Source organism: Noviherbaspirillum pedocola, from assembly GCF_016632335.1.
Taxonomy (GTDB): Bacteria; Pseudomonadota; Gammaproteobacteria; order Burkholderiales; family Burkholderiaceae_D; genus Noviherbaspirillum_A; species Noviherbaspirillum_A pedocola.
Genome location: NZ_JAEPBG010000001.1, coordinates 112,330 through 125,444 on the forward strand (window position 1 = coordinate 112,330; position 13,115 = coordinate 125,444).

The window sequence follows — 13,115 nt, forward strand, 5'->3', positions numbered from 1 at the left end:
CAACGACGGCCGAACCGACCGTCGCACTGCGCGGTTTTACCTTGCCGGTGCCGGGGCTGGCGCAGCGGGCTTGCTGGCCGGGGCGCCGCCGGATGGCGTGAACGGGTTGTTGACGCCGCTGCCCTTGGTCGATGCGCCATTCCGCGCGCCTGCCTTGGTGCTTCCCGCCTCCGACATGCTGGTGGAGGACGACGGCTTGCTCGCCGCCGCGGCCGATTTTGCCGGCGCATTCGGCATGGCCTGGCCATTCACCGTAAGGCCGCCCTGCGACAGCGATGCCGCCTTCTTGTCGCCGATGCCCTTTACACGCTGCTCGAAGTCGGCCCAGTCCTTGTAGGGGCCGTGGGCCTGGCGCTCGTCGATGATTCTCTTCGAAATCACCGGGCCGATGCCCTTGATACCGTCCAGTGCGGCCTGGTCGGCCTTGTTGACATCGGCATCCGCGAAGGCGAAGCCAGCCAGCATGAGGAAAGCCGCGATTCCCGCAATCAGTTTTTTCAGCACGATCGTCTCCTAAAATTTTTTACACGAGTAAAAAGGCACTAAGCCAGGTGAAGCGCTTGCCATCTTAATACTGATAGCCGCAGCCGCTGTGCCGGCAGCAGTTCGAACATCCGGAGCAAGCGCCTGCAATGGCTCGCCGGACTTTCCCTACAGCGCCTGCAGCAGCGAGTGATACAGCAGGAACATCAGCGAGGCCGCGGGCAGGATCGATTGCATCGTCAGGCTGACCAGCGCGCATGCGCCCTCGAAGGCGGCGCGGCGCCGGCTGATCGACAGTCCGCCAGCCTCGGGCGCCGGCGCGAACAGCACACGCCATGACTCGGCCACGCTCTTCACATCCGCCAGCGGCGGCGAGGTGATGTAGTCGTGGACCACCGAGCGCCAGTTCTTGCAGGCCGGCGGCATCCTCCTGCCGGCATCGATCGTGATGAAGAACCAGACCATCAGGTAGGCAGCCAGCCGCGTATCGTCGATCCACAGCCCGGAACGCGACTGCACCATGGCGATCACCTCGCTCAGTCCGAGAAAGGCGGCAACCACCACCGCCAGCAACAGCACCGGCTGCACCCGTAGCGCGAAGAAGGCATGCCCGACCAGCCAGGCATGGCCTTCGCCGGTGTGCGTGGCAAGAAAGCGGGTCGCATAGATCAGCAGCGTCGAGAGTACCGAAACGAAGGTCCAGGACAGCAGCACTTCCATCCAGCGCGGCGCCAGCCGCTGGCCGGTTTCCGCGCCGGCCAGGGCCGCGGCATGCACCTGCGCGCCGAAACGATCGCCAAACGGCGAGGCAAAGATATCGGCCTGCCCCCATGCGCCGCCGAGCACGATCGAGGTCGGACGCAGCATGTCGAGCATGTCGCCGAGCGCCTCGAGGTCGCCGGAAAATGGGATGACCATGCCGCTCTTCAACGCCAGCGGCGACAGCGGCATCGCTTTCTGCGCGAAGGGCTGTTGCGGATCCACGCAGGCGCCGCGCGCAGCCGCCACGTCGGCCAGCGAGCCGGCGTACTGGTGGGTCAGCTTCGGGTAGCCGAATTCATTCGGCAGGTAAGGCAAACCGAAGTCCACGCCGGCCGCGCACAGCGTCGCGCGCCACGCGGCGTTCTGCGCCGCGGCGTCCGGATTGGCCGAACGCACCGCCGGCAGCACCCACTTGCCCGGCGCGCCGCGCAGCAGCCGTTCGAGCTGCGCCTGCCCGCGCGCCTGGCCCGGCGCCGGCGACAGATCGATGTCGATCAGAACGCGCGCATCGGGCCGGGTGTGCGCCGCGATGGTCTGCAGCAGCGTCGTCATGCGCGCGCGGTCCACCGGGGATTTGCCATCGAAGAAGCGCTCGTAGCCGGCATCGTCGACCAGGATCACCAGCGGCAGCCGGGCACCATCGACCGAATGCGTTTCGGCGGCGCTGCGCCCGAACTCATGCGCGCGCACCGTGCTCTCGAAGTATTTCCAGGCGCCGGTCGAATTGAGGAACAGCAGCATCATCGCCACCAGCACCGAGCCGCGCAGCGCATGCGCGACGCTTTCGGAAAAGAACAGGCTGACGAGCTGGCGCAGTACGCCGCGCAGGGAATCCCGGTTCATGGCTTCAGGAGCGCGCCAGCACGGAAGACATGTTCACGCGCAGGCGCAGCTGCTCGAACAGGATGTCTTTCATGATCCGGCGCTGCTGGAGGTCCTCGATGTTGGCGTCGATGCGCCGGTATTCCTCATCGATACGCGCCGTGTCTTCCGCGCCGACCGTTTGCCATTTGATCTTTTCCACGCTGTCCGGGTGATGCCATTCGATCAGATAGCTGGTTCCCGGAAGAATGCGCTCGCGGGTCAGCAGGATGGGCTTGGACTCCGCAGCCGTCTTTTCGAATACCAGGGTCTCCGTGTCGCCCTGCAGCGCCAGGATGCGGAAGTTGGCGTCGGCCCTGGCGGCGAGCGCCAGTCCTTCGGGCGGGATATAGACCCGCGCCGGACGACTCTCATTGAGCGCGCGCATGAACGCGGGCCGGTCCGCCTCGCGCTTGGAACTCAGCTCCGCCCAGACCACGTTCGACGCCCGCTCTTCCGCACCGGCCGTCGGCAGGGTTGCCGCGCCATCCTTGCCGATGGCGGCGAAATGCGGCTTGCCATCGCGGCTGACCCAGCTGACCATGGCCTTGCCGGAAATCAGGCGCAGGCTTTCGCAGGATGCGGTCAGAAACACCGGCGACTTTTCGCCTTCAAGCGCCTGCACCCGGGCCTGACTCTCGCCAAGCACCATGCAGGACACGGCCTGCGCAGAAAAGCTGGCACAGGCCAGAAAGCCGTACAGCGCGCATGCCAGCGTGGAGGAAATCCGCATGTCGTCTTCTCCTGATCATTGAATGAATACGGCGCGTCGCCGCGCCCGGCTCTTTCCCTTATTCGCTGTCCCGCCGTTCAAACAGGAAGTCCGCGCCGGCCTGATGGCCCGCCGACAGCGAGGCGCCATACAGCGGCGACTGCGGCAGCTCGCGTTCGACTTCGGGACGCAGCGTTGCATACACCGACGCGCCGGAGTCCCAGTCCTGCAACTGGCGGATCTGCCGCAGCAGATTCCAGGCAAACACCGAATGCCCTTCCTTGCCGCTGTCGGCCACGGGCTCATCCGAGCCCGAGGTCATCACGGTGACGGCGCGCTTGGTCAGATAGGTTTCGGCGCTGGCCCGAGCCCGCTTTGCATCGGTATCGATCGCGGCTTCGCGCGCGAAGGTGCCGGAATAGCAGCTGTCGGAAATCATGGCGACCTGGCGCGCCTTCACCAGGCCCAGCAGCCGCGACACATCGGCATTGGAAATCCAGCCGCGCGGATCGGATGCGCTGGCGTCGGCCGGGATCCAGTAGCCTTCGCCAGTCTTTTCGACCATGTCGCCATGGCCGGCGAAATACACCACGAAGCTGTCGGACGCGGACATCTCCAGCGCCAGCCGGTTGAACGCGGTCATGATCTCGCCCTTGCCCGCATCCTCCAGCAGCGTGACTTCGTAGCCGAGCCTCTGGCTGAGCGCATCGCGCATGGCGCGCGCATCGGGCAGCGCGCTTTCCAGGCGCGGAATGCGCTTGTCGGCGTAATGGTTCAGGCCGATCACCAGCGCTCGCTTGCGTGCAATTGCCGGCAGGTGCGCATGCGCGCGCGACGCGGCCTGGGCCACCGCACTGCGCCGTGCCAGCGCGTCGCGCTGCAGGCTGTCGCTGAGCAGGCAGGCGCCGGTATCGGTTTCCTGCTCCTCGCGGCACAGCGGCAGATCGGCAATTTCCGGATGCTGTTCCAGCAGGCTGTTGGCGGCCGCGAGCAGATCGCGCTTATAGGCGCGGCGCTCTTCGAGCAGCGTGCCGAGTTCGACGCGGTCGATACTGGCCAGCGGCAGGTTCGGGAACAAGGCGGACACGCCATCGCTGCCAAGCAGCCATGCGGGCGCGCCGCGATAGTTCGACGCCGCCGCCGGGATTGCGTCGCTGGAAACCGCGCCGGCGCCGGAGGCAGCAGTGGCTGTCGTGGTGACTAGCGCGGCGGTCACGATCGGTTGCGGCGTGCTGGCGGCGTCGGCCACATTGGCCGCGCCAGTGCCCGAGAGGCTGGCGATCTGCATCTGCTGCGTCGACACCGGCGGCGGCAGCAGCGTCGCGGCGAACGTGCCTGCGGCCGTGGCGCCGGAAGTCGAGGCGCCCGCGCTTGCCGCGCCGGTGGCCGGGGCGCCGGCGGCTGGTGCGGCCGAGGTGCCTGCGGCTGGTGCGATCGGCGCGGCGCCCGCGACAAGCTGGGAATACGCCGCATACTGCGTCATTGCCATGCCCGCGGGCAGGTTCGTGCTGCCGAATGCGCCGGAGACCGAGGCATAGTCGAGGAAGCTGTAACTGCTGCCGGCGGCCGGCGCATAGCCGTTGTAGTTCGACACGTTCAGCGCGCCAGCCAGGCTGGCATTGCCCGACACATGGATCACGTCGTAACCGCTGCCCGGCGTGGTGCCGCCGAGTTCGATCGCAGTGATGCTGCCCGGAGACAGCGTCAGATTGCCGACGATGGACAGGCTGCCCGGCGAAAAGCCCGGCGCCAGCGTGCCGGCGCCGACAGCGACGTTGCCGGTGATCGTTCCCGATCCGCCCAGCGTGCCGCCATTGAGCGCGAAGCCGCTGCCACCGACGACCATGTCCGCCGGGGCCGAAACGCTGGCGCCGAGCCGCGTGATGCCACCGGTCTGGGTGTAGCCGCCATTGAAGCTGACGCTGCCGGAGACATCGTTGAAGCTGCCGGCATTCGTGAATGGCTGGGTGAACACCAGGCCGCCGGTGGAATTGATGGTGCCGGTATTGGTCATCGCGCTGGCGATGGTCCGGTTCGACAGATCGAGCGTGCCGGTATTGGTCAGCGCGCCGCTGGCGTTCCAGGCTACGGTGGAAGACGCCGGCATGTCGATGCTGCCGCCGGTCATGTTGATCGCTCCCGCGCCGGACAGATCGCCGCCGTACAGACCGAAACGGCCGGCGATGTTCAGCGGACCGTTGTTGCTCATGCTGCCGCCGTACAGCGCCAGCGTGGTGCCGGCGGGGATCGTGGTGGCGCCGCCGGCGCTGGTGTAGAAGTTCAGGCTGCCGCTGAGGAGGCTCAGCGAGCCGCTGGGCAGGGACAGGTCGGTGAAGGAAAACGCGAGGTTCGGGTTATCGAGCACCCGGTCGCCGCCTCCGGCAAAGCCGATGATGCCGCCGTTGGCAAAGGCCAGCGTGCCCTTACCCGTGAAACTGCCGCCTTCCCAGTTCAGCACGCCGCCGCTCTTGGTCAGCGTCGCGCCGCTGCCGAGATTGATGCTGCCGCCGGCAATGACCGCGTCCGCGCCGCCGACGATCACATTGCCGCCCGTGAAATTCATCACGCCGCCGGCGGCATTGACGAAGCCGTTGGCCAGCGTCGCGCCGTTCGACAGATACGCGCTGCCCGCATTGATCAGCCGGCCGCTGAACACCGCGCCCGCGTCATTGACGGTGCCGAAGTTGCTCAGCGCGCCGTTGCCGGAGAAGTGAAACGCCGCCAGATCGAGGCTGGCGCCGGCGTTCACGCTCAGGCCGCTGCCGGCGCCGACCAGGATCGCGTTGCCGCCGCTGTGCGCAAAACTGCCGGCGCCGTTGAAGCTGCTGCCATCGGCAAACTGCTGCGTGCTGGCCGCGAAATCCAGCGTGGCGCCGGCGGCGACGGTGAAGCTGCCGGTATGCACGCCATCGCCGCCGAGATGCAAGCTGCCGCCATCGATTTGCACCGCGCCGGCATTGCTGAATGCCTGGTTGATGCTGGCATCCAGCGCGCCGCTCTTGACGATGCTGCCGCCAGAACCGATAGCCAGCGAGCCGGCGCCATTGATGCTGCCCGACTGCAGCACCAGCGGCCCGGCAAGCGTGAGCGCGGAAGGATTGGACAGCGTGCCGCCGGACAGCGTCAGCGTGTGCGCATAGCTGGTGAAGCCTGTGGGCAGCGTTAGGAAGCCACCGGCTGCCAGCGTCAGATCATTGTCATCAATCAGGGAAAGCGGCGTGGCGACGGCATTGTCGATGGTGACCACGGTGGGCGCCGCGCGCGAGATCACCGCATCCTTGCCCGTCGTCGGCACGCCGCGGGTCCAGTTCGAAGACGCGGACCACAGCCCGGAAGCGTCGGTGGCCCAGCGCGTGGTCGAGTACGACGTATTGGCAATGCCCGGCGCGCCGCTGGTCGCGAAGACGAAGCCGACATCGCCGGCCGCGCTGCCCTGCACGCTGTTGGCGGCGAAGCTGCCGGACAGGCCGGTCGCGCCGCCGTTGACGGTCAGCATGTTGGGGAAGGTGTTGCCGCGGTCGGCGAAGAAGCCGCCAGCCACCGCAGCGCCCTTTTCGGAAATTTCCAGCGTGCCGTTCAGCGTGGCGGTGGACGGGGTGACCGAGCAGCCCCAGTAGTAATAGCAGGTCGACACGTTGACGATGGAAAGGCGGTCGTACTGTCCCGCCGCGGCGCCGCCGAGATCCGCATGCAGCCTGCTGCCCGGCTGCATCACGAGATTGCCGCGCAGTGTCAGCGTGCCGGTACCGTTCGCGCCGCTGCCGGGATCGATGGTGCCGTAGTTCGTCAGCGTATAAGGCTTGTCGGTTTCCTGATAAGTGGGGCTGTACTGGATCAAATAGGAAGAACCCAGATCGATCGTGCCGGCGCCGCGAATGGTGCCGGTGGCGCTGTTGGTCAGGTTGGCATTGTTGGTGCGCATCGTGCCGCCGGCGCCGATATCGAGGATGCCATCGTTGACCGGCAGGTTGGACAGGCTGATGAGGCTGTTGGCGCCAGCGGTAATCGCGCCAGGGTTGCTCCATGTGCCGGACATGTTCAGCGTGCTGCCGCTTGCGCCCGCGATCGTGCCGGCATTGGTCCAGGTGCCATAGGCGTTCAGCGTGGCGCCGCTGCCGATACTGATGGTCCGACCGGCCGGGTTGCTCCAGCTGCCGCTGAGCTGCAGGGAACCGCCGGTCGCGCCCAGCGTAGTCGTGGTCTGCCAATTCGTGCCGTTGATGTACGTCGTGCCGGATTGCACATTGACCGGCGTCTTCAGCACGCCGTTCGTGCCGAGGTAGTAATAGTTATTGCCGGTGGTCGGCAGCGCAATCGATGGATCGATCGTCAGGCCGGCGTTGTAGGTATTGGCATTGACGTTGATGCTGTTCGAAGCGCTATTGATGAGGCTGCCGGTGCCGCTGCCGATGCCACGGTCCAGCGTTGTCGTCAGTACCGGCGTGGCGCCGTTGAAGTAAAGGTAACCGCCACCATTCACGACGATGGCAGCATTGTCCAGCGTCAGGCGGTTCGTGACGTAGGTGTAATTGCCGTTCGTCAGCGACAGATTGGTCTGCAGGATCACGTCGTCGAGCGTGCCGTACGTCGATTGCACCGGCGCGCCGGCGCTGCTGGACAGCACGCCGCCACGGATGGTGCCGCCGTACAGCGCGAAACTGCCGGTATGTCCCGGCGCGCTGATGTCATACGGTGTTGTGAGCGTCGTTGCTGTGTTGTCCCATGTGCCCGTCACCTGTACCTTGCTTGCCGTATCCAGGTCCAGGTTGCCGATGCCGGCGCTGGTGAAGTTGCCGCCCAGGTTCAGCGTGGCGCCGCGCGCCGAGATCGTGCCGGTATTGCTCCAGTTGTTATAACTGTAGTACTGGTTGCCGCCCATGTTCAGCGTGCTGCCGGCAGCGCCCGCGATTGTGCCGGCATTGGTCCAGTTGCCATAAGCGTTGAGCGTTGCGCCGCTGCCGATGCCGATGGTCCGGCCGGCAGGGTTGCTCCAGACGCCGTCCAGCTGCAGCGTGCCTCCGGTGGCCCCCAGCGTGCTCGTGGTCTGCCAGTTCGTGCCATTGATGGTGGTCGCGCCCGACTGCACATTGACCGGCGTCTTCAGCACGCCGTTCGTGCCGAGATAGTAATAGTTGCTGCCCGTGGTCGGCAGCGCTATGGATGGGTCGATTGTCAGGGCGGCGTTGTAGGTATTCGCATTGATGCTGATGCCATACAAACCGCTGTTGACGAAACTGCCGGTACCGCTGCCGATGCCACGGTCCAGCGTCGTCGTCAGCACCGGCGCGGTGCCAGTGAAATACAGGTAACCGTTATTGCTGGTGCCAGAGAAGATGGAGGCGTTGTCCAGGGTGAGGCGGTTGGTGACGTAGGTGTAATTGCCGTTCGTCAGCGACAGATTGGTCTGCAGGGTCACGTCGTCCAGCGTGCCGTAAATCGATTGCACCGGCTTGCCGGCACTGCTGGACAGCACACCGCCACGGATGGTGCCGCCAAACAGCGTGAAGCTGCCGGTATGCCCCGGCGCGCTGATGTCATACGGTGTTGTGAGCGTCGTTGCCGTGTTGTCCCATATGCCGCTTACCCGTGCCACGCTGGCCGTATCCAGGTCCAGGTTGCCGATGCCTGCGCTGGTGAAGTTGCCGCCCAGGTTCAGCGTGGCGCCGCGCGCCGAGATCGTGCCGCTGTTGCTCCAGTTCGGCTGGTAGGCGCCGCCGATATTCAAGGTGCTGCCGGCGGCCCCGGCAATCGTGCCCGCGTTGCTCCAAGTGCCGTACGTATTCAGCGTTGCGCCGCCGCCGATATTGATGGTGCGGCCGGCCGGGTTGTTCCAGCTGCCGTCCAGCTGCAGCGTGCCGCCGATTGCTCCCACGGTGCTGGTTGTCTGCCAGTTCGTGCCGGTGATGGTGGTCGTGCCCGACTGCACATTGACCGGCGTCTTCAGCATGCCGTTCATGCCGAGGGAATAGTAGTTGTACCCGCTCGTGGGCAGCGCTATCGAGGGATCGATCGTCAGGCCAACGTTATAGCCGTTGGCAGCGACAGTGATGCTGTTCGAGCCTGTGCTGGCGATGCTGCCGGTGCCGCTGCCTATGCCACGGTCCAGTGTTGTGGTCAGCACTGGCGCGGCGCCGCTGAAATAAAGGTAACCGTTGCCGTTGGCAGCAATGGAAGCATTGTCCAGCGTCAGGCGGTTGGTGACGTAGGTGTAATTGCCACTCGTCAGCGACAGATTGGTCTGCAGGATCACGTCGTCCAGCGTGCCGTAAGTCGACTGCACCGGCGCACCGGCGCTGCTGGACAGCACACCGCCACGGATGGTGCCGCCATACAGCGTGAAGTTGCCGGTATGCCCGGCCGCGCTGATGTCATACGGCGATGTGAGCGTCGTTGCTGTGTTGTCCCATGTGCCGCTTACCCGTACCACGCTGGTCGTATCCAGGTCCAGGTTGCCGATGCCCGCGCTGGTGAAGTTGCCGCCCAGGTTCAGCGTGGCGCCGCGCGCCGAGATCGTGCCGCTGTTGGTCCAGCTCAGCTGGTAGCCGCCGCCCAAATTCAGCGTGCTGCCGGCAGCGCCCGCTATCGTGCCGGCATTGGTCCAGGTGCCAAGAGCATTGAGCGTTGCGCCGCTGCCGATGTTGATGGTGCGGCCGGCCGGGTTGTTCCAGCTGCCGTCCAGCTGCAGCGTGCCGCCAATTGCTCCCACGGTGCTGCTTGTCTGCCAGTTCGTGCCAGTAATGGTGGTCGTGCCCGACTGCACATTGACTGGCGTCTTCAACACACCGTTCGTGCCAAGGGAATAGTTGTTGTACCCATTCGCGGGCAGCGCAATCGAGGGGTCGATCGTCAGGCCGGCGCTGGTGGAAACGACCGTGCCATACGAACCGCTGTTGACGATGCTGCCGGTGCCGCTGCCGATGCCGCGGTCCAGCGTCGTCGTCAGCACCGGCGCGGCGCCAGTGAAATGCAGGTAGCCGTAGTTGCTGGCGTTGGTGATGATGGAAGCATTGTCCAGCGTCAGGCGATTCATGACATAGGTGTAATTGCCAGTCGCCAGCCACAGATTGGTCCGCAGGATCACATCGTCCAGCGTGCCATAGTTCGATGTCAGTACCGAGCCATTCCCGCTGGCCACTGTCGCCTTCGCAATCGTGCCTCCTGTAAGCGTCGTAGCCGCACCGAGATTCAGCGTGCCGCCATTCAGGTTCACCGTGCTGCCGATCGTGTTGCTGCTGCCGCCGTTCAGGTTCAGGTCGAGCTTGCCGCTCGTTGAACTGATGCCCGCATTGATCCTGACGCCGGTTGCCGCGTTCATCGTCAGCGCGGCGTCGCCGCCCGCGCTCTTGCTGATTGCCGAAGAGACCGTGATGCTGCCGTCCGGCGTGGCCACTGTGGTGCTGGTGCCGGTATTGAGCGTGCTCGCGATCGTGCCCGCGGCCGCGGCATCGATCAGCACATCGGTCGGATCGATCAGCCATTGCCCGCCCTGCCCGCGCGGCGCGGAGGCATCGACCTTCGCCGCGCTGAAGTCCACCGACTTCGCCGAGGTCTCAATGCTGCCGCCATTGCCGCCCTGTGCGCCGCCGCGCGCCGTGAGCGTGCCGGCGATCTGCGCGCTGTCCGTGGCTCGCAGCAAAATCCTGCCGCCGTCGCCGATCACCGCGGCGTCGGCATTGATGCTGCCGGTGTTCTGGATCGCGCCGGCCAGGATCGAGACATTGCGCGCGACGATCTGCCCAAGGTTCAATGCGGCATTCTGCGGCGCATTGATCTCCACGGCGATTTCCGGGTTGGCGGCATCGACCAGGTTCACCGCCTTGCCGGCCGCGAGCATTACATCGCCGTCCGGTGCAATCAGGATCCCGGTGTTTTCTATCGCTGGCGCGACGAGGTAGATCTGGCCGCCGTTGACGGTCTGTATCGTCCCCTGGCTGGTGATTTTCCCCGCGCCCGGCTGTTCCTGGAAACGCAGCCTGCCGGCGAGGAAGTCTTCGTTCGACAGGTTCAGCGTCGACGCGACCAGGCCGGCTACGTTGACCTGGCTGCCCGGCGCAAATGCAATGCCGTTCGGATTGATCAGGAAGACGCGGCCGTTCGAGCTCAGCACGCCGGCGATTTTGCTCGGGTCGGTGCCGGTGACACGGTTCAGCACCTGGCTAGCGGCGTTCTGCTGCTGGAAGCGCACGGCTTCGTCGGCGCCGATCGAGAAACTGTTCCAGTTCAGGATGGCGCCGGGCGTGTTGGTCACCGTGAGCGTCTTGCCGCTGTTGGCCACGGACGCCGATCCGCTCACCACGACCGGCCCGACCGGGTTGGCCATGGCAGGCGCGGCGAATGCGGTTGCCATGGCGCTGGCAAGGGCATGCCAGCGCAATGGTCGTTGACGGCGGCGAGAGCGGTGCTGATGCATGATCACGGCTCCTAAAAAATAAGCGTGAGATTGGCGTGGAGCTTGCCCTGGCCCTGGTCGCGCACGCCGCCGCCCTGCAGCACCTGCGCATAGTCGATGCGCAATTGCCCGCGATTGGCCAGCGTCAGGCGCAGGCCGAGCCCGGCGCTCGATATCGCGACATGCTGGCGTTCACCCGGCAGCGCATGATTGCGCTGGGCCCGCCCCATGTCGTAAAAGGCCAGCGCCCGCGCCTGCATGCCGTTTGCGGATAAGGATTTGCCGAAGTCGGGCGTCTGCGCTTCGACGCTGGCGCGATAGCCGCGGTCATTGATGACTTCGCGCTCGTTGAAGCCGCGCACCGAATCCACGCCGCCGATGCCGAACTGCTCGCCAGGGATGAGCGCATCGGCGCTGTACTGGCCATCGAGCTGCGCCTGGACGAGCCAGTCCTTGATGACAGGGCGGCGCATGAAGCCGCTGTAGCGCAGCACGCGGAAGCTGGCGCTTGCGTCGGCCCGTCCGCCCGGCGCCTGATAGGCGGCGCTGCTGTCCAGGCCGCCGCCGGCAATGTTCTGCGACAGGCTGGCGCTGGCGCGCCATTCGCGCTGGCTCTCGGCCATGAAGCCGGAATACCCGAGCGTCAGCGGCTGCGCGACGAAGTTCGGCACCAGGCTGTCCTGGCCGCCTTGCGGCGTCACGTTGTTGCGGTAGTAGCGGTAGTCATAACCGAAGGAGGCGCGCTGGTCCCAGGCGCCGATGCGCGGCAGAAGCTGGGTATAGCGCAATCCGTAGACTTCGCCGCTGCCGCTGATGCCGTAGCTGCCCGCCGTGGTGGGCACGACGCCTGAGTTCACGTTCGCATAGCTTGCGCTGAAGTCGAGCGCGCCGCCGATGCGGTAGAAAGGCACGCGGTAGCTCGCGCCGAGGATGGTGACATCGCGCAGATGCGTCGGCGAGGTGACGTATTGCCCGGTCAGGACATGGTCGGTATTGAACAGGTTCGCATGCTGGAATGCGTAGCCGATGCGGGTTGTGCCGGTCGGCCCGGTGCCGGTGTTGTCCAGGGTGACCACTTGACGCACTGGCGCGGAATCGGCCACGCGCACCGTGGCATCGAGCAGACGTTCGTTCTCGCCCTGCCGGAAGCTGACCTGCGTCTGCTTGGCGTAATTGTCATTGCCCAGTCGGGCGCTGGTGGCAATGGCCTGCAGATCCGGCGGCATGCCTTCCTTCAAGGCCGGCAGGGACGCGCGGATATTCGCTTCATCAAAGTGCTGATTGCCGACGATGGAAACCCGGCCCAATTTCGGCTCGAACACCGCAAGGCGCACGGCGCCACCCGAAATATCCTGCTCCGGAATGCTGACCTGGGCCGCGCCATGGCCGGCGTCGGCGTAAAGCGCCTGCAGCGCGGCTGCGGCTTGCCGGATCGTGGCGAAATCAATCTGCGCGCCAGTGTAGCGATCCAACGCGCGATGCAGGGTTTCCGTGGGGATTTGCGCATCGCCGACGACGACATACTCATTCACGCGGAACCGAATATCCGCGTCGGCGGCGTGTGCGCAGAATGCCATGGATGCGGCGGCAAACACCGCGATTCCCCGAGAGCGTCCATGACGCGAGCGAGCGGCGAAACGCGCTGCACGCGCGATAGCGGAATGAAATTCGGCCGTTTCCAATCGTGTTCCCCGTCCCACATCCCTTGATCGTTCTTGATTTTTATATGTCGTGCATCAACCGCTGCTTACCGTGGACAGGCACGGACAAGCACACGCTACTGGTGGCTTCGCGGCTCTTCAGACCAGTGCAAAAACTTGGGCGGCATGTTGCTAACCGCACAATTAGTTGACCAGAAGATAATATATTAAGTGCAACAGATTTTCCATTACGCAAAACGCTTTTCCA

General features: G+C 65.3%; 5 protein-coding genes and 1 pseudogene. All 6 read right to left on the reverse strand.

Annotation, left to right across the window (positions count from 1 at the left end; genetic code table 11):
* Positions 1-36 precede the first annotated feature (36 nt).
* Positions 37-504, reverse strand: coding sequence for a ComEA family DNA-binding protein (locus tag JJB74_RS00580; RefSeq protein WP_325170067.1), 468 nt, complete (start codon positions 502-504; stop codon positions 37-39).
* 147 nt (positions 505-651) lie between these two features.
* Complete coding sequence (locus tag JJB74_RS00585; RefSeq protein WP_200589596.1) at positions 652-2,088, reverse strand: CHASE2 domain-containing protein; 1,437 nt, start codon at positions 2,086-2,088, stop codon at positions 652-654.
* Positions 2,089-2,092: 4 nt separating this feature from the next.
* Positions 2,093-2,839 carry a hypothetical protein gene (locus JJB74_RS00590; RefSeq protein ID WP_200589598.1) on the reverse strand — a complete coding sequence of 249 codons (747 nt, stop codon included), beginning with the start codon at positions 2,837-2,839 and terminating at the stop codon, positions 2,093-2,095.
* A gap of 58 nt (positions 2,840-2,897) precedes the next feature.
* Positions 2,898-6,530, reverse strand: a complete 3,633-nt coding sequence (locus JJB74_RS34125) for a caspase family protein (RefSeq protein WP_407672269.1) — start codon at positions 6,528-6,530, stop codon at positions 2,898-2,900.
* A gap of 3,966 nt (positions 6,531-10,496) precedes the next feature.
* Positions 10,497-11,228 (reverse strand): annotated as a pseudogene (locus tag JJB74_RS34130) (two-partner secretion domain-containing protein); the annotation flags it as partial.
* 11 nt (positions 11,229-11,239) lie between these two features.
* On the reverse strand, positions 11,240-12,784 hold the full coding sequence (locus tag JJB74_RS00600; protein WP_200589602.1) for a ShlB/FhaC/HecB family hemolysin secretion/activation protein: 1,545 nt from the start codon (positions 12,782-12,784) through the stop codon (positions 11,240-11,242).
* Between the last annotated feature and the right edge of the window lie 331 nt (positions 12,785-13,115).